At 62.9% G+C, this 17924-nt stretch carries 12 protein-coding genes; 5 read left to right on the top strand and 7 right to left on the bottom strand.

Annotation, left to right across the window (positions count from 1 at the left end):
* Nucleotides 1–106: 106 nt before the first annotated feature.
* From JQ629_RS28440 to JQ629_RS28415, 6 genes are all read right to left on the bottom strand, one after another.
* Nucleotides 107–1732, bottom strand: a complete 1626-nt coding sequence (locus JQ629_RS28440) for an ABC transporter ATP-binding protein (RefSeq protein ID WP_212415432.1) — start codon at nucleotides 1730–1732, stop codon at nucleotides 107–109.
* 7 nt (nucleotides 1733–1739) lie between these two features.
* Nucleotides 1740–2918, bottom strand: coding sequence for an ABC transporter permease (locus JQ629_RS28435; protein WP_212415431.1), 1179 nt, complete (start codon nucleotides 2916–2918; stop codon nucleotides 1740–1742).
* A complete protein-coding gene (locus tag JQ629_RS28430) occupies nucleotides 2918–4024 on the bottom strand; it encodes a microcin C ABC transporter permease YejB (RefSeq protein ID WP_212415430.1) in 1107 nt (368 codons plus the stop codon). Before JQ629_RS28430 ends, JQ629_RS28435 begins: the two co-directional genes overlap by 1 nt.
* Before the next feature lie 3 nt (nucleotides 4025–4027).
* Nucleotides 4028–5896 (bottom strand): extracellular solute-binding protein, encoded by a 1869-nt coding sequence (locus JQ629_RS28425; protein WP_212415429.1) that lies wholly within the window; start codon nucleotides 5894–5896, stop codon nucleotides 4028–4030.
* Nucleotides 5897–5919: 23 nt separating this feature from the next.
* The gene (locus tag JQ629_RS28420; protein ID WP_212415428.1) at nucleotides 5920–7821 is read right to left on the bottom strand and encodes an extracellular solute-binding protein; all 1902 of its coding nucleotides are present in this window, start codon (nucleotides 7819–7821) and stop codon (nucleotides 5920–5922) included.
* 234 nt (nucleotides 7822–8055) lie between these two features.
* Nucleotides 8056–8604 (bottom strand): c-type cytochrome, encoded by a 549-nt coding sequence (locus tag JQ629_RS28415; protein WP_212415427.1) that lies wholly within the window; start codon nucleotides 8602–8604, stop codon nucleotides 8056–8058.
* A 209-nt stretch (nucleotides 8605–8813) separates the two neighbouring features.
* Between JQ629_RS28415 and JQ629_RS28410 the strand changes: the two genes are divergently transcribed.
* Together JQ629_RS28410 and JQ629_RS28405 are read left to right on the top strand one after the other, a co-directional pair.
* A complete protein-coding gene (locus JQ629_RS28410) occupies nucleotides 8814–9554 on the top strand; it encodes a 3-deoxy-manno-octulosonate cytidylyltransferase (protein WP_212415426.1) in 741 nt (246 codons plus the stop codon).
* A gap of 31 nt (nucleotides 9555–9585) precedes the next feature.
* Complete coding sequence (locus tag JQ629_RS28405; RefSeq protein WP_212415425.1) at nucleotides 9586–10446, top strand: prephenate dehydratase; 861 nt, start codon at nucleotides 9586–9588, stop codon at nucleotides 10444–10446.
* A gap of 131 nt (nucleotides 10447–10577) precedes the next feature.
* Here the strand turns inward: JQ629_RS28405 and JQ629_RS28400 are convergent, their stop codons facing one another.
* Nucleotides 10578–11597: an LLM class flavin-dependent oxidoreductase gene (locus JQ629_RS28400; protein WP_212415424.1), complete on the bottom strand. Its 1020-nt coding sequence runs from the start codon at nucleotides 11595–11597 to the stop codon at nucleotides 10578–10580.
* A 390-nt stretch (nucleotides 11598–11987) separates the two neighbouring features.
* Here JQ629_RS28400 and metF point away from each other — a divergent pair, with 390 nt between their 5' ends.
* From metF to maiA, 3 genes are all read left to right on the top strand, one after another.
* The gene (gene metF, locus JQ629_RS28395) at nucleotides 11988–12902 is read left to right on the top strand and encodes a methylenetetrahydrofolate reductase [NAD(P)H] (RefSeq protein WP_212415423.1); all 915 of its coding nucleotides are present in this window, start codon (nucleotides 11988–11990) and stop codon (nucleotides 12900–12902) included.
* Nucleotides 12903–12906: 4 nt separating this feature from the next.
* A complete protein-coding gene (metH, locus tag JQ629_RS28390; RefSeq protein WP_212415422.1) occupies nucleotides 12907–16761 on the top strand; it encodes a methionine synthase in 3855 nt (1284 codons plus the stop codon).
* Nucleotides 16762–16879: 118 nt separating this feature from the next.
* Complete coding sequence (maiA, locus tag JQ629_RS28385; RefSeq protein WP_212415421.1) at nucleotides 16880–17542, top strand: maleylacetoacetate isomerase; 663 nt, start codon at nucleotides 16880–16882, stop codon at nucleotides 17540–17542.
* Nucleotides 17543–17924 lie beyond the last annotated feature (382 nt).

The raw sequence follows: 17924 nt of genomic DNA, 5'->3' as shown, positions 1-17924 counted from the left end.
ACCCGGGATGGCAACGATCAAATCCGGGAGGATGGTCGGCAGATCGCGGAGTTTCGCGTCGGGAGTTTGGCGCCAGAACCCGTTCGCCTGACGCGCTACCTGGCCACTAAACCTCGACCGTCCCGTCGGGCACGGCTTCGATCCGGAACGCGGCGGCGAACAGGGCGCGGGTGTAGTCGCTCTGTGGATTCTTGAACAATTCGGCCGCCGGTCCCTTCTCCACCACCTTGCCGTGACGCATCACGATCAGATGGCTCGCCAAGGAGGCGACCACGCGCAAATCATGCGAGATGAACATGTAGGTCAGGTCGCGCTTGCGCTGCAGCTCGCGCAGCAAGTCCACCATCTGCGCCTGGAACAGCATGTCGAGCGCGCTGGTTGGTTCATCCAGCACGACGAAATTCGGCTCCAGCACCACCGCGCGCGCGATCGAGATGCGCTGGCGCTGGCCGCCGGAGAATTCATGCGGATAGCGGAACCGCGTCTTGGGATCGAGGCCCACGTCCTTCAGCGCCTTGATCACGCGCGTCTCGCGTTCCTCATAGCTCAATTTGGGCTGATGCACGGTCAGGCCCTCGGCGATGATGTCGCCGACCGACATCCGCGGGCTGAGCGCGCCGAACGGATCCTGAAACACGATCTGCATGTCGCGGCGGAACGGCAACATGGCCTTGAAACGCAGACCCTGGATATCCTTGCCGAGGAACACGATCGGCCCGTCCGACGAGATCAGCCGCAGCAGCGCGAGGCCGAGCGTGGTCTTGCCGGAACCGGACTCGCCGACAACGCCGAGCGTCTCGCCCTTGCGCACCGCAAGGCTGACGCCATCCACCGCCTTGATATGGTCGACCGTTCGGCGCAGCAGGCCGCGCTTGACCGGAAACCAGACCTTCAGATTATCCGCCGACATCACCACCGGCGAATCGGGCCGCGGCGGCGCCGGGTCGGGCTTTGGTTCGGCCGCGAGCAAGTCTCGTGTGTATGAATGCTTCGGCGCCGTAAAAACCTGTTCCACCGGCCCCTGCTCGACGATCTTGCCGCCATTCATGACGCAGACGACGTCGGCGATGCGGCGGACGATGCCAAGATCGTGGGTGATGAACAGCATGCTCATGCCGAGCCGCGTGCGGATTTCGGCCAGCAGCGCCAGGATCTGGGCCTGCACCGTGACATCCAGCGCCGTGGTCGGTTCGTCCGCGATCAACAGGTCCGGCTCGTTGGCGAGCGCCATCGCGATCATGACGCGCTGGCGCTGGCCGCCGGACAATTGATGCGGATAGCTTTGCAGCCGCCGGTCCGGATCGGGAATGCCGACCTGGGTCAGGAGTTCGAGCGTGCGCGCCCGCGCCATCGCGCCGCGGACGCCGTTGTGGAGAGACAGTATCTCGCCGATCTGCGCCTCGATCGTATGGAGCGGATTGAGCGAGGTCATCGGCTCCTGGAAGATGATCGAGATGTCGTTGCCGCGGATTCCGCGCATCTCGTTCTCGGGCGCCGTCAACAGATCCTGGCCGCGAAAGCGAATGCTGCCGGAAGGATGCGAGGCCGTCGGGTATGGCAACAGCCTCAGGATCGACAATGCACTGACGGATTTTCCGGAGCCGGATTCGCCGACGAGGGCCACGCACTCGCCGCGCCGAATCGAAAACGAGACATGATCCACGGCAATGGTGTCGCCGAACGCCACCGAGAGATCGCGGACATCGAGCAGAGGCTGGTTGATGGCGTCCATGCTGCCCTTACCTGAACGTCTTGCGCGGATCGAAAGCGTCGCGCGCGGCCTCGCCGATGAAGATCAACAGCGTCAGCATGATCGCGACCGAAAAGAATCCAGTGAGTCCGAGCCAGGGCGCCTGCACATTGGCTTTTGCCTGCGACAGCATTTCACCCAGCGACGCCGAGCCCGGCGGCAGGCCGAAGCCCAGAAAGTCCAGCGCCGTCAGCGTCATCACCGACGACGACACGATGAACGGCAGGAACGTCATGGTCGCCACCATCGCATTCGGCAACAGATGGCGGAACATGATCCTGGCATTGGAGACGCCGAGCGCCCTTGCGGCCTGGATGTATTCGAAATTGCGGCCGCGCAAAAACTCCGCGCGCACCAGCCCCACCAGCGACACCCAGGAGAACAGCAGGAGAATACCGAGCAGGATGAAGAAGCCCGGCGGCAGCACCGCCGAGATGATCAGGAGCAGATAGAGCGAGGGAATCGCATTCCAGATCTCGATGAAGCGCTGAAACAGCAAATCGGTCATGCCGCCGAAATAGCCCTGCACGCCGCCGGCGGCGATGCCGATGATCGAAGAGAAGAGTGTCAGCGTCAGGCCGAACAGCACCGAAACGCGAAAGCCGTAGATCAGGCGCGCGACCACGTCGCGGCCCTGGTCGTCGGTGCCGAGCCAGTTGTACTCGAGATCGCTGCAGCCGTTCAGCCCCTTCTTCGTCACCACTTCCTTGCACTGCGCCTCCGTGAGCATCCATGTCGGCTTCGACGGCGCCGGCGTCGGCAAATCGAGATTATGCGTCTTGTAGGAGTAGCGGATCGGTGGCCAGATGATGGTGCCGCCCTTGTCGGCGATCTGCTTCTGCAAGTACGGATCGCGGTAGTCGGCGGCGGTCTCGAAGTCGCCGCCGAAAGTGGTCTCCGAATAGCTGAAGAACGCGGGCCAATAGAGGCGGCCGTCATATTTGATCAAAAGCGGCTGGTCGCTGGCGATCAGTTCCGCAAACAGCGAGATCATGAACAGGACCATGAAGATCCAGAACGACCAGTAACCCCTGCGGTTGGCCTTGAAGTTCTGCCAGCGGCGGCGGTTGAGCGGCGACGGCGTGAAGGCATGGCGCGTCACGGGCACGGCCTCGCCGAGCGGCGATTGCGTCGTGGTCTCGACCGGCTGGGGCGCGATGATCGTCATCAGACCTCACGCGCCTCGAAGTCGATCCGTGGATCGACCCACATATAGGCGAGGTCGGAGATCAGATTGACCACGAGGCCGACCAGCGAAAAGATGAACAGCGTGCCGAACACCACGGGATAGTCGCGGTTCAGCACGCTCTCGAAACCGAGCAGGCCGAGCCCGTCGAGCGAGAAAATGGTCTCGATCAACAGCGAGCCGGAGAAGAAGGCGTGAATGAACGCGCTCGGGAAACCCGCGATCACGATCAGCATGGCGTTGCGGAAGATGTGATTGTACAGCACCTGCCGCTCGCCGCAGCCCTTGGCGCGCGCCGTCATCACATATTGCTTGCGGATTTCGTCGAGGAACGAGTTCTTGGTCAGCAGCGTCATGGTGGCGAAGGCGCCGAGCGCCATCGCGATCAGCGGCAGCGTGATGTGCCAGAAATAATCGATGATCTTCCAGTACCAGGGGAACTGCGCCCAGCCGTCCGAGGTCAGGCCGCGCAGCGGGAAGATGTTGAAGAACGAGCCGCCAGCGAACAGAATGATCAGGAGTATCGCAAACAGGAAGCCTGGGATCGCAAATCCGACGATGATGATGGCCGAGGTCCAGGTATCGAATCGCGATCCATCCTGCACCGCCTTGCGGATGCCGAGCGGAATCGAGATCAGGTAGGTCAGCAGCGTCATCCAGATCCCGAGCGACATCGAGACCGGCAGCTTCTCCTTGATCAGCTGGAGCACGCTGACGTCGCGGAAATAGCTCTTGCCGAAATCGAAGCGCGCGAAATTCCACACCATCAGGGCGAAGCGTTCCGGCGCCGGCTTGTCGAATCCGAACTGCACTTCCAGCTTCTTGATGAATTCCGGATCGAGCCCCTGCGCGCCGCGGTATTTCGAGCTGACCGCGTCCGCCGACGCGCCGACCTGGCCGCGCGGACCCATATCGCCGCCGCCGCCCGATATTCTCGAGGTACCGCCGGTGTCGGCGCCGGAGAGCTGCGCGAGCACGCGCTCGACCGGACCGCCGGGCGCGAACTGCACGACCACGAACGACACGAACAGGATGCCCAGCAGCGTCGGAAGCATCAGGAAAATGCGGCGGGCGATATAGGCGGCCATGAATTATTTCGCCTGCTCGAGTTTCAAAGCCTTGTTGGCGTCGTACCACCAGTTCTCCGGCGCTCCGGTGCCCTGCGCGTAGCGTGCCGGCTTGAGCGGGTGGTCAAATTGATCCCAGTAGGCGATCGGGTGATTGGTGCGAAACCACTGCGGCACCCAATAACGGCCGGCCCGAAACACCCGATCGAGCGCACGGCACGCGATCGTCAGATCGGCACGCGTTTCGGCGCCGATGGCCTTGTCGACCAGCGCGTCAATTGCAGGATTAGCTACTCCCGCCAGATTGTACGAGCCCTTGGTGGCCGCCGCATGCGATGTGAAGTAAGGCCGCAGGCTGTCGCCCGGCGTCGGTGACATGCTCAGGCGCATCGTCGTCATGTCGAAGTCGAACGACTCCACGCGAGCGCGATACTGCACGGCATCGATCAGCCGGATTTCCGCCTCGATCCCGAGCAATTCCAGGTTCTTGATGAAGGTCGCGTGATGTGGCTTGAACGAGGGCTCGTCGAGCAGAAACTCGATCTTCAAGACCTCGCCGTTCGGCAGCAGGCGTTTGCGGTCCTTCACCACAAGTCCCGCGTCCTGCAGCAACTGCCCGGCCTTGCGCAGCAAGGTGCGGTCCTGGCCGGAGCCATCCGACACCGGCGGCACGAACGGCTCACCGAACACCTCGTCGGGCACCTGCCCACGGAACGGCTCGAGCAGCTTCAGCTCTTCGGGCGACGGCAGCCCGGTCGCCACCATGTCCGAATTCTGGAACGGCGAAACCGTGCGGGCATAGGCGCCGTACATCACGGTCTTGTTGGTCCATTCGAAATCGAATGCGTTGATGACCGCTTCGCGTACCCTGGGATCCCTGAGCTTGTCGCGACGGGTGTTGAAGAACCAGCCCTGTCCACCCGAGGGCAGTTCATCCGGCAGGGTCTCGCGCTTGACCCGACCGTCCTTGATCGCGGGAAAATCGTAACGGGTGGCCCAGATGCGCGCCGTGAATTCCTCGCGGTAGAGATAATTCTTGCCGGTAAAGCCTTCGAACGCGACATCGCGGTCGCGATAGAATTCATAGCGCACGGTGTCGAAATTGTAGCTGCCGCGGTTGACGGGCAGATCGGCCGCCCACCAATCCTTGACGCGCTCGTACTCGACGAACCGGTTGATCTCGTATTTGCCGACCTTGTACGGCCCCGAGCCGAGCGGGATATCGGTGGTCGATTCCTCGAATGACCGCGTCGCGTAATAGGCCTTAGAGAAGATCGGCAGGCTCGCGACATAGAGCGGTACGTCGCGCGCGCGGTTTGGCGCAAACATCACGGCTACCGTCGCATCGTCGAGCGCCTCGGCCTTCACCATGTCGCGCAGTTGGACCACAATCAGCGGATGGCCTTTTTCCTTCAGCGTGTTGAGCGAGAAGGCGACGTCATGCGCCGTCAGCTTCGAGCCATCGCGAAAGCGAGCCTCGGGACGCATAGTGAAGCGGTAGGTGAGCTTGTCGGATGAAATCCACACCGACTTCGCCGCAAGGCCATACATCGCGTCGGGCTCATCATTGGCGCGCGCCATCAGCGCGTCAAAGGTCAGCTCCATGCCCTTGGCGCCTTCGCCCTTGAGGACGAAGGCGTTGAACGAATTGAACGTCTGGAAGGACTGATTGTAGGCGCGGGTGGACGGGATCGTGGAAAACAAGCCACCCTTCGGCGCATCCGGATTGACGTAATCGAAATGCTTGAAGTCAGCCGGGTATTTCAGGTCGCCGAAGACCGACATGCCGTGCATCTCGGTGCCACCATTGTCGGCGGACGCTGGACGAAATATCCCGGCACTCACCGCGCCGAGGCCGAGCCCCAGCACGTGCCGGCGATTGAGGTGCGCCATCCAAGGTTCCTTGCACTTTTCCTTCAACTGCGCTTTCCGATCTTGGCGGCCTTTTCGGCGTCATACCACCACACGTCCGGGAAAGCGGAAATGCCGTATTTGGGCAACGGGTCGGGACGGCTGAAGCGATCCCAGCGCGCATAGCGCTGGAAGCCGTAGTTGAATTGCGTCACGCAATAGAAATTCCAGAGCAGCACCCGGTCCATCGCCTTGCAGGCCGCGATCTGTTCCTTGCGGTCCTTGGCAAAGATGATGCGCTCGATCAGCGCGTCCACCGCGGGGTTCTTGATCCCGCCCATATTGCGCGAGCCGGGCTTGTCGGCTGCTTGCGAGCCAAACCATTCGCGCTGCTCGTTGCCGGGTGACAGCGATTGCGGCCAGACCACGGTCGTCATGTCGAAGTCGAAATCCCGGGTGCGGTTCTGGAACTGCACATCGTCGACCCGGCGAATGTTCACGGTGACGCCAAGCCGCTCCAGCGACGGCCTGTAGAACAGCGCTATTCGCTCATTGCCTTCGTCGGGAGATAGAATCTCGACGGTGACAGACTGTCCCGCAGGATCGACCAGCTTGCGGTCGCGGACCTCGAAGCCGGCCTCCTTCAACCACCGCGTCGCCTCGCGCAAATTGTTGCGCACATTTTCGGGGCTGCCGTTGACGGGATCCTTGTAGGGCGTCGTGAAAACCTCGGCAGGCACCTTGTCGCGCAGCGGCTCCAGCATTTGCAGTTCGAGGCCCTCGGGAAGTCCGGTGGCCATGAAATCGGGGATGCCATCGAAATAGCTGCTGTCGCGATGATATTCACCGGTCGACAGCACCCGGTTCATCTCCTCGAAATCGAACACAGCGTTGAAGGCGCGGCGCAACCGGACATCCTTGAACAGCGGCCGGCGCAGGTTGAAGGCCCAGCCCTGCATCCGTCCCGAACTCAGCACCGGGAATTTCTCCTTGATCACCCGCTTGTCGTGCACCGCCGGGAAATCGTACGCCACCGACCATTCCTTAGCGCTGCGCTCGGCGTACCAGTCGAACTGGTCGGCCCGAAAAGCCTGGCGGCCGACGACGTCGTCGCGGAAGAATTCGTAGCGGAGTTCATCGAAATTGTGCTGGCCGATGCTCGACGGCAGGTCCTTGCCCCAGTGCTCCTTGACGCGCTCCAGCACCAGCGTCCGCCCGGCGACGAAATCCTTGATGCGGTATGGACCCGACCCGAGCGGCGGCTCCAGCGTCGTCGCCGTCACGTCGCGCTTGCGGCCCTGCGCGTCGGTGCCTTCCCACCAATGCTTCGGCAGCACGTTGAGCTGGCCGGTGATGAGCGGAAGCTCGCGATTGCCAGGGCTGTCGAAGGTGAACTTGACGTCGTGGTCGCCGACCTTCTCGGCCTTGACAATATGCTGGTAGTAGAAGCTCGCCCGCGGACTGTTCTTCTTGAACACATCGAACGAAAAGATCACGTCTTCCGGGGTTATCGGCTTGCCGTCATGCCACCGCGCGATCGGACGCAGGCGATAGATCACGTAGGAAAAATCGTCGGGATAAGTGACGAGTTCCGCCACCGTACCGTAATAGCTGTCCGGCTCGTCCGAGGCCGAGTCCATCAGTGATTCATAGATGCGCGAGACGCCGGCGGGGAACGACCCCTTCACCCCGGCAACCACAATGTTGAAGCTGTCATAGGTGCCGAGCTCGAACAGGCGCGCGACGCCACCCTTCGGCGCATCGGGATTGACGTAGTCGAAGCGCTTGAAGCCGGCGGGGTATTTGATGTCGCCAAAGGTCGAAACGCCGTGGCGCCATTTCAGTCCGTCCGGCGCGGATTGCGCATGCGCCGTTCCGATCGCGGAAACATTTTTGTTGAGCCCCAGCGCCGGAGCCATCGCGGCGACCGCGCCGCCTTGCAGGAGATGTCGTCGGGTGATCGCCAAAGGCAGAATTCCTGTTGCTGAGAAGCGCTACTGAGGACCCAATATAAGGCAAGGGTTCGGCAAATTACGTTGCTTTTTCCTCATGATATCAACCGTGGAACAACGCCGGTGCGGCGAAACGTCCCGATAACAACAACGCGATCTAGGATACGCAAACGGCGTATCCGAATACGCAAACGGCCAGGCAATGCCTGGCCGTCGTGTCGCCGAAGTCCGTGCAGGACTGTCGAAATGTTATTTCGCCGCCGTCGGCAGCGGCACCGGCTTGTCCGCCAGCGTGGCCAGATAAGCAATCACGTCGGCGCGCTCGCTATCCTTGCTTATGCCGGCAAAGCCCATCGCGGTGCCCGGAATAAAGCCCTTCGGATTGGCGAGGAACTTATTGAGGTCGTCAAAGGTCCAGGTGCCGCCCTTGCCCTTCATCGCAGCCGAGAAGTTGAAGCCGGCTTTCCCCTCGCCCTTCTTCTCATTGATGACGCCGAACAGGTTCGGGCCGACGCGGTTGGGGCCACCCTTTTCGAAGGTGTGGCAGGCCGCGCACTTCTTGGCGGCGCCGAGGCCCTTTTCAACCGAGGCAGTCTGCAGCAATTTCTCGATCGGCTCGGACGGCGCCGCGGCTTCCTTGGCCCCGCCCTGCGCCACTTCCTTCACGGCAATCTCGAAGCCCGGCTTTTCCGGCAGATGGGGCGCGAAAATCGCGTTGGCGGCAAAGCTCGTCACCAGGACGAGAATGCAGGTGGCGAGAATGGCGCCGATGATCTTGTTGAGTTCGAAGGAGTCCATAGTGGCTCAGGCTCCAGGCCTTAAAGGATCGACTTAAAGGCCGGCAAACGGCCGCGGTTTAGCCTCAGGAATCAGGCTTTCGCGCCGCACCCTCAGCAGGGTTGAGATATCGGTTTGCCCGGGCTCTGGCAACCCGTATAAACGCCCCGACTTTCCGCCAATCCCCATTATTTCCGGCCTGTTTTCGCTAGACCGTGACCTCGCGCCCGATGACCGAAACCCGCAACCTGGTGCTGATTCCCGCCCGCATGGCCGCCACAAGGCTGCCCGGCAAGCCGCTGCTGGACATCGGCGGGGTGCCGATGATCGTCCATGTGCTGCGGCGGGCGGAAGCCGCCAACATCGGCCGGGTCGCGGTCGCCACCGACACGCCGGAAATCGCCGCCGCCGTGACGTCCCATGGCGGCCTGGCCGTGATGACCCGCCCCGAACACCCTTCGGGATCGGACCGGATTTACGAGGCGCTGAAAACCCTCGATCCCGAGGGCAAGGTCGAGATCGTGGTCAACCTGCAGGGCGATTTTCCAACCATTTCGACCGACAATATCCGCGACGTGCTGCCGCCGCTTTCCGACCCCGCGGTCGATATCGCAACGCTGGCGGCCGAGATTCACACCGAGGAAGAAGCCAACAATCCGAATGTGGTGAAGGCGGTCGGCTCGCCGATCGCCCCGCGAAGGTTGCGCGCGCTTTATTTTACACGGGCAACGGCGCCCACCGGCGTCGGGCCGCGCTACCATCATATCGGCCTCTACGCCTACCGCCGCGCCGCGCTGGAGCGTTTTGTGGCGCTGCCGCCCTCGCCGCTCGAACAGCAGGAGAAACTCGAGCAGCTCCGGGCGCTGGAAGCCGGCATGCGGATCGACGTCATGATCGTGGACACGGTCCCGCGGGGCGTCGATACCCCGGCCGACCTCGAAACCGCCCGCCAGATACTGGCCAAAACCTGAACGGCTGATACAAGGCCCCCAGAAAGACGACATGACAAGCAAGCTGAAAATCGCGTTCCAGGGCGAACCGGGCGCCAACTCCCATATCGCCATCGTCGAGGCCTATCCGGATGCCGAGCCGTTGCCGTGCCCGACCTTCGAGGACGCGCTGGCCGCGATCGCCTCGGGGGAAGCGGATCTGGGGATGATCCCGATCGAGAATTCGGTCGCCGGCCGCGTCGCTGACGTCCATCATCTCTTGCCGCAGTCCGGGCTGGTCATCGTCGGCGAATGGTTCTTGCCGATCCACCACCAGCTGATGGCGCCGCGCGGCGCCAAGCTCGCCGACATCAAGACCGTCGAGAGCCACGTCCATGCGCTCGGCCAGTGCCGGCGCATCATCCGCAAGCTCGGCATCAAGCCGATCGTCTCGGGCGACACCGCAGGCTCAGCCCGCATCGTCGCCGAACGCGGCGACAAGAGCTGCGCGTCGATCGCGTCCCGGCTCGCCGCCGAGATCTACGGTCTCGATATCCTCGCCGAGGACGTCGAGGACGAAACCCATAACACCACGCGCTTCGTGGTGCTGGCACGCGAGGCCAAATGGGCTGAAGCGGGATCGGGGCCGCTGGTCACCACTTTTGTTTTCCGGGTGCGCAATTTGCCCGCCGCGCTCTACAAGGCGCTCGGCGGCTTTGCCACCAACGGCGTCAACATGACCAAGCTGGAAAGCTACATGGTCGACGGCGAATTCTCCGCCACGCAATTCTACGCTGATGTCGACGGCCATCCCGAGGACAAGGGCCTCGCATTCGCGCTGGAGGAGCTGAAATTCTTCTCGCGCGAATTCCGCATCGTCGGCGTCTACCCGGCGCAACCGTTCCGCCTGACGTTCAGCGAGATGGTGGATTAATCTCAGTTGTCGTCCCGGCGAACGCCGGGACCCATACCGCGTGATCTGTCGATAAGGCAGGGCGGCTGATACCTTCGCAAAAGCTGCGCCGGTGGCTATGGGTCCCGGCTCAAGGCCGGGACGACGAGAATTTACGCCGCCGCTTTGCTGCTGAGCCCGAACGCATCCGCGAGCAGGCTATACGATTTCTTGCGCGCGTCGTGGTCGTAGACCGCGGTGATGATCATCAGTTCGTCCGGCTGGCTTGCCGTGATCATCGGCTGCAGCTTGGCCATCAGCGTCGCCGGGCTGCCGACGAACAGCCGCGAGCGGTTGCGCGTGATCGAGGCCCGCTCCGCGTCCGAATAGGGATAGGCGAGCGCCTCCTCGACATCAGGCAGTGGCAGATACTGGCCGCGGTCGCGGCGCAGGCGATTGAGGTCCATCGAGGACGCCAGCTTTTCGGCCTCCGCGTCGGTTTCGGCGGCAACGGCTGCGATCGCCAGAATGCCGTGCGGCGCCGGGCGCCAGCCCGACGGCGTGAAGCGCGCGCGGTAATGCGTCATCGCCTCGATCGCGTCATAGGAAGCGAAGTGATGTGCGAACGCGAAGCCCATGCCGACCTGGGCGGCGAGTTCCGAACTGTAATCACTGGAGCCAAGCAGCCAGATCGGCGGCAGCGGCGAATCGTCCGGCATCGCCACCACGTTGTTGTAGGGATGGCCGGCCGGGAAATCCCGGGTCTCCCACAGGATCAGCTCCTGCAGCCGTTCGAGAAAATCGTCGCCCTCGCGTTTATCGAGCCGGCTGCGCAGCGCGTACGCCGTCGCGCCGTCGGTGCCCGGCGCGCGGCCAAGGCCGAGATCGATGCGGCCGGGGAACAGCGCCTCCAGCATCTTGAAGCGTTCGGCGACCACCAGCGGGGCGTGATTGGGCAGCATCACGCCGCCGGAGCCGACGCGGATGTTTTTCGTCACCGCCGCGATCTGTCCGATCATCAGGTCGGGCGCGGGGCTCGCGACCGAGGCGAGGTTGTGATGCTCGGCGAGCCAGTACCTGACATAGCCCAGCCCATCGACATGGCGCGCCAGATCGATGCTGTTGCGCAAGGCCGCCGCGGGTTTGGTGCCTGTGGTGACGACGGAGAGGTCGAGGACTGAAAGCGGGATCATCGCGCTAAGCTAGTGCGGCAGGTGGAAGCGACAAAGGCCCGGCCTGCGCAGATCAGGCCCGCGCTGCCGGGGACGGAGATCAGGACTCGACGGCTTTTGGGTGGGACAAGATACAATACATCATCTCATTATCCATTCTGCCCACCAACTTGTTCAGCGACGGGCGGAACTTCACATGGCATATCAAATTGTATTATCTACTATTTTTAAAACAATCTCTGATAACCATTTTGCCCATCGGTATGTTTTAACGGCCTGAAATTTCGATATTAATGTAATAATTGGGCAAATTCCCATCTCTGATGGGCTATTGGGACGGCCTCGTTTGGCCTATTTTAGCTGATGGCCGCTAGGCCTGATGCCCGTCCGCCTGTGGAGCCTGTGAGTGCCATGACCGAAGTTAAGTCCGCCGCGTCCAACGGCCACCGTGCGCTGCAATCGCCAAAAATCTCGTTTGAGTTCTTCCCGCCGAAAACCGAGGAGATGGAGCGCTCGCTCTGGGAAACCATCAACCGGCTGGCGCCGCTTGCCCCCAATTTCGTGTCGGTGACCTATGGCGCCGGCGGATCGACCCGCGAGCGCACCCATTCGACCATCGCCCGCATCCTGAAAGAGACCAATTTGACGCCGGCCGCGCATCTGACCTGCGTCGGCGCGCCGAAGGGCGAGATCGACGACGTGGTCGCGCGCTATCACGAGATCGGCGTTCGCCACATCGTGGCGCTGCGCGGCGACCCCACGACCGGCATCGGCACCGCCTACAACGCGCATCCCGACGGCTATCAAAGCTCGCCCGACCTGATCGCCGGCATCAAGAAGCGCTACCCCGATTTTGAAATCTCGGTCTCGGCCTATCCGGAGAAGCATCCGGAGAGCCCTGATCTCGACGCCGACATCGATACGCTTCAGGCCAAGGTCGATGCCGGTGCGGCGCGCGCCATCACCCAGGTGTTCTTCGATAACGACCTTTATCTGCGTTACCTCGACCGGGTCCGCGCCCGCGGCATCAACATCCCCGTAGTGCCCGGCATCATGCCGATGCACAATTTCAAGCAGGCCCGTAACTTCGTGACCCGCGCCGGCACCACGGTGCCGTCCTGGCTGGCGGACAAATTCGAAGGGCTCGACGACGACGCCGAGACCCGCAAGCTCGTGGCGGCCACCGTTGCCGCCGGGCAGGTGCAGAAGCTGGCAAAACAGGGCATCGACACCTTTCACTTCTACACCATGAACCGCGCGGACCTCGTGTTCGCGATCAGCCATTTGCTGGGCATCCGTCCCAATGGCGCACAGAAAGCTGCCTGATCCGATGACCGTACCTGTGTCCCCGAAGCGAACCGCCCTGCTCGCGGCTGCCCGCGAACGCATCCTGGTGCTCGACGGCGCCATGGGCACCATGATCCAGGGCCTGCAATATGACGAGGCGGCGTTCCGCGGCGAACGCTTCAAGGATTTCCACCGCGACGTCCGCGGCAACAACGATCTGCTGATCCTGACCCAGCCGCAGGCGATCGAGGACATCCACGCCGATTATTTGCGCGCCGGCGCCGACATCGTCGCGACCAACACGTTCTCCTCGACCTCGATCGCGCAGGCCGATTACGACATGTCGGATCTGGCCTACGAACTCAACCGCGACGGCGCGCGGCTCTGCCGCAATGCCGCCGAGCGCGTCACCGCCGAGGACGGCAAGCCGCGCTTTGTTGCCGGCGCGCTGGGCCCGACCAACCGCACCGCCTCGATCTCGCCTGACGTTTCCAACCCCGGCTACCGCGCCGTCACCTTCGACGACCTGCGCAAGTCCTATGGCGAACAGATCAACGGTCTCCTGGACGGCGGCGCCGACCTGCTGCTGGTCGAAACCATTTTTGACACGCTGAACGCCAAGGCGGCGCTCTACGCGATCTCGGAAATCTGCGAGCAACGCGGCATCGACGTGCTCGTGATGATTTCGGGCACCATCACCGACAAATCCGGCCGTCTCCTCTCCGGGCAATTGCCGGAAGCATTCTGGAATTCGGTGCGGCACGCCAAGCCGATCACGATCGGCTTCAACTGCGCGCTCGGCGCCGAGGATCTGCGCGCCCATATCGCCGATATCGGCCGCGTCGCGGATACCCTTGTTTGCGCCTACCCCAACGCCGGCCTGCCCAACGAGTTCGGCCAGTATGACGAGAGCCCGGAATTCATGGCGGGCCTGATCGGCGAGTTCGCCGAAGCCGGCCTCGTCAATATCGTCGGCGGCTGCTGCGGCACCACGCCCGCCCACATCGCGGCGATTGCGGCGGCCGTCGCCCCGCACAAGCCCCGAATTGTTCCCGAGATCGAGCCGCGCCTGCGGTTGTCCGGCCTGGAGCCGTTTGAGCTCACGCCCGCGATCCCGTTTGTAAACGTCGGCGAGCGCACCAACGTCACGGGTTCGGCGAAATTTCGCAAGCTGATCACCGCCGGTGACTACACCGCCGCGCTTCAGGTCGCGCGCGACCAGGTCGAGAACGGCGCCCAGATCATCGACGTCAACATGGACGAAGGCTTGCTGGATTCCGAAGCCGCGATGGTGACGTTCCTCAACCTCGTCGCCGCCGAGCCCGATATCGCCCGCGTTCCTGTGATGGTGGACTCCTCGAAATTCAGCGTAATCGAAGCCGGCCTGAAATGCGTTCAGGGCAAGCCGGTGGTGAATTCGATCTCGATGAAGGAGGGCGTGGAGAAATTCATCCACGAGGCCCGCATCGCGCAGCGCCATGGCGCCGCCGTCGTGGTGATGGCGTTCGACGAGGTGGGACAGGCGGATACGTTCGCGCGCAAGACCGAGATCTGCAAACGCGCCTATGACATCCTGGTCGACCAGCTCGGCTTCCCGCCCGAGGACATCATCTTCGACCCGAACATCTTTGCGATCGCGACCGGGCTCGAGGAACACAATAATTACGGCGTCGACTTCATCGAGGCGACGCGCTGGATCCGCCAGAACCTGCCGCATGCGCATATTTCCGGCGGCGTCTCCAACCTGTCGTTCTCGTTCCGCGGCAATGAGCCGGTGCGCGAGGCGATGCATTCGGTGTTCCTGTATCACGCCATCAAGGCCGGCATGGACATGGGCATCGTCAATGCCGGGCAGATGATCGTCTATGACGACATCGATCCCGAACTGCGCCAGGTGTGTGAAGACGTCATTCTCAACCGCGACCCCGGCTCGTCCGAGCGGCTGCTGGCGCTGGCGGAGAAATTCCGCGGCAAGGAGAAGCAGACCAAGGAGCAGGATCTGGCCTGGCGCGAATGGCCGGTCGAGAAGCGCCTTTCGCACGCGCTGGTGCACGGCATCACCGAATATATCGAGGCCGACACCGAAGCGGTGCGGCAGACCGTCGAGCGGCCGCTCAACGTGATCGAAGGCCCGCTGATGGACGGCATGAACATCGTCGGCGACCTCTTCGGCGACGGCAAGATGTTCCTGCCGCAGGTGGTGAAGTCCGCCCGCGTGATGAAGCAGGCGGTGGCCTATCTGATGCCGTTCATGGAAGAGGAGAAGGCGCGCAACCTCGCCAATGGCGTCACCAGCAGCGGCGGCCGCAACGCCGCGGGCAAGATCGTGCTCGCAACCGTGAAGGGCGACGTCCACGACATCGGCAAGAACATCGTCGGCATCGTGCTGCAATGTAACAATTTCGAGGTGATCGACCTCGGCGTCATGGTGCCCGCATCCAAGATCATCGAGACCGCCAAGGCCGAGGGCGCCGACATCATCGGGCTCTCCGGCCTGATCACGCCCTCGCTGGACGAGATGAGCTTCCTCGCCGGCGAGATGCAGCGGCAGGGCATGAACATGCCGCTGTTGATCGGCGGCGCCACCACCAGCCGCGTCCACACCGCGGTCAAGATCGACCCGAACTACAAGGGCGGCCCGGTGGTGCATGTCAACGACGCCAGCCGCGCTGTCGGCGTGGCCTCCTCGCTGCTGTCGCCGGACCGCCGCGAGGCCTATGCCGCCGACATCAGGACCGAATACGCCAAGATTTCCGCGGCGCATTTCCGCGCCCAGGCCGACAAGAAGCGGCTGAAGCTGGCGGATGCGCGCGCCAACGCCGTGAATATCGACTTCGTCAAGACGCCGCCATCGAGGCCGGCGTTCCTGGGCATCCGGAGCTTTGACGCTTACGACCTTGCGGAGCTCGCCGAATACATCGACTGGACGCCGTTCTTCCAGACCTGGGAACTGACCGGACGCTTCCCGGCCATTCTCGACGATCCCAAGATCGGCGAAGTCGCCCGCTCGCTCTATGACGACGCGCGCAAGATGCTCGATCTCATCGTCAAGGAGAAATGGTTCACGGCGCGCGCCACCATCGGCTTCTGGCCGGCCAACGCGGTCGGCGACGACATCAAGGTGTACGCCGACGATGCCCGCAAGACCGAGATCGCGACCTTCCACACGCTGCGCCAGCAGCTGGAGAAGCGCGAAGGCCGCTTCAATTCGGCGCTGTCGGATTTCATCGCGCCGGCCTCTTCCGGCGTGCCCGACTATATCGGCGCCTTCGTGGTCACCGCCGGGATCGGCGAGGACGTGGTTGCCGACCGCTTCAAGAACGCCAATGACGATTACTCCTCGATCCTGTGCAAGGCGCTGGCCGATCGCCTCGCCGAAGCCTTTGCCGAACGCATGCATGCGCGCGTGCGCCGGGAATTCTGGGGCTACGCGCCGGACGAGACGCTGGCGCCGGATCAGCTGATCCTTGAACAATATGCCGGCATTCGCCCGGCGCCCGGCTATCCCGCGCAGCCCGATCACACCGAGAAGGCGACGCTGTTCCGGCTGCTGGACGCTGAGAACACCGCGGGCGTGAAGCTCACCGAGAGTTATGCGATGTGGCCGGGCTCGTCGGTGTCCGGGCTCTATTTCAGCCACGCCGAGAGTTTTTACTTCGGCGTCGGCAAGATCGAGCGCGACCAGGTCGAGGACTACGCCGCGCGCAAGGGCATGAGCGTCGCCGAGACCGAGCGCTGGCTGGCCCCGGTGTTGAATTACATTCCGTCGCAGGATCAGCCGGCGGCACCGGCGCCCGCACCGATCGCAGCGGTCCCCGCCAACGACGTCGCCTCGCATCCGCCCGGCTGCACCTGCGCGGTGCATCTGGCGTATCGCAAGAAGGCGGTCGGGGCGTAAGGCACATACCGCTGTCATCACCGGGCTTGACCCGGTGATCCATCTTCAAGAGACTCTTTCGAAGGTGATGGATGCCCGGATCAAGTCCGGGCATGACAGAGTGTGCCGAGGCTCCCCCATGAAATTCTTTTCCTTCTGGCGATCGCTGGCGAGCTTTCGCGTTCGCATCGCGCTCAATCTGAAGAACCTGCCGGCGGAAGTCGTGTTCATCGATCTCGACGCCAACGCGCAGCGCGGCGAAGAATATCGCCGCGTCAATCCGCAGATGGCGCTGCCGTCGCTGGTGCTGGATGACGGCACCGTGCTGTTCCAGTCGCTCGCGATCCTCGAATATCTCGAGGAGACGCACCCCGCCCCGCCGCTGCTGCCATCCGATCCGCGCGGCCGCGCCCGGGTGCGCGGGCTGGCGCAAATGGTCGCCTGCGAAGGCCATCCGCTGCTGACGCCGCGGGTACGCCGCTATCTCGATCACGAACTGAATTTGCGCGACACCCAGCAGGCCGCATGGCGGCGGCACTGGACCGTCGAGACGCTGGCGGCGCTGGAAGGCCATCTCGCCGGCCACAAGGACACGGGAGGCTTCTGCCACGGCGATGCGCCTGGCATGGCCGACATCTGCCTGGTCACCCACGTCACCGCCGCGGTCAATCAGCAGATCGACCTTGCGCCCTATCCGGCCGTGAAACGCATCTTCGAGACTGCGATGGCGCTGCCGGAATTTGCAAGCGCGCATCCATCGATGCAGCCCGATACGCCGGAGGCGATGCGGAAGAAGGGGTAGTGTCACTCTCTCGTCATTGCCGGGCTTGACCCGGCAATCCATCCTCTTCGAAGGACCCTTCTGAAGATTGATGGATGCCCGGGTCAAGCCCGGGCATGACAGTGTCGAATACGGACAATACCGTTTCAAAATTTTCAAACAGCAGATACGACTTCGCATTCTCGCGGCTTGTTGCGCCCGAGCTTTGCCAGAAACTTCCTTACCCTCCAATGAGAGGGCGCAGGGAAGACCGGGTGCGCGCTGCACCCGCGGTCTCGCGTGCGGTTTGCACAAAACAAAATGCACACGAGCATACAGGGCAGCGGTGAACACCCGGCCTTCCCTGCGCAATGGCTTTACGGCTTATGCCGTGATCTCCCCGGAGACGAGTTCTGGTTGACTC

The organism is Bradyrhizobium sp. AUGA SZCCT0222 (assembly GCF_018130205.1).
GTDB lineage: Bacteria > Pseudomonadota > Alphaproteobacteria > Rhizobiales > Xanthobacteraceae > Bradyrhizobium.
This window is presented reverse-complemented; position numbering and strand designations above follow the sequence as displayed.

Bases quoted from the DNA above. Each gene is read 5' to 3' on its own strand.
- maiA (WP_212415421.1), top strand. From the start codon at position 16,880: ATGAAATTCTTTTCCTTCTGGCGATCGCTGGCGAGCTTTCGCGTTCGC.
- JQ629_RS28415 (WP_212415427.1), bottom strand. From the start codon at position 8,604: ATGGACTCCTTCGAACTCAACAAGATCATCGGCGCCATTCTCGCCACC.
- JQ629_RS28405 (WP_212415425.1), top strand. From the start codon at position 9,586: ATGACAAGCAAGCTGAAAATCGCGTTCCAGGGCGAACCGGGCGCCAAC.
- metF (WP_212415423.1), top strand. From the start codon at position 11,988: ATGACCGAAGTTAAGTCCGCCGCGTCCAACGGCCACCGTGCGCTGCAA.
- JQ629_RS28410 (WP_212415426.1), top strand. From the start codon at position 8,814: ATGACCGAAACCCGCAACCTGGTGCTGATTCCCGCCCGCATGGCCGCC.
- metH (WP_212415422.1), top strand. From the start codon at position 12,907: ATGACCGTACCTGTGTCCCCGAAGCGAACCGCCCTGCTCGCGGCTGCC.
- JQ629_RS28425 (WP_212415429.1), bottom strand. From the start codon at position 5,896: ATGGCGCACCTCAATCGCCGGCACGTGCTGGGGCTCGGCCTCGGCGCG.
- JQ629_RS28440 (WP_212415432.1), bottom strand. From the start codon at position 1,732: ATGGACGCCATCAACCAGCCTCTGCTCGATGTCCGCGATCTCTCGGTG.
- JQ629_RS28430 (WP_212415430.1), bottom strand. From the start codon at position 4,024: ATGGCCGCCTATATCGCCCGCCGCATTTTCCTGATGCTTCCGACGCTG.
- JQ629_RS28400 (WP_212415424.1), bottom strand. From the start codon at position 11,597: ATGATCCCGCTTTCAGTCCTCGACCTCTCCGTCGTCACCACAGGCACC.
- JQ629_RS28435 (WP_212415431.1), bottom strand. From the start codon at position 2,918: ATGACGATCATCGCGCCCCAGCCGGTCGAGACCACGACGCAATCGCCG.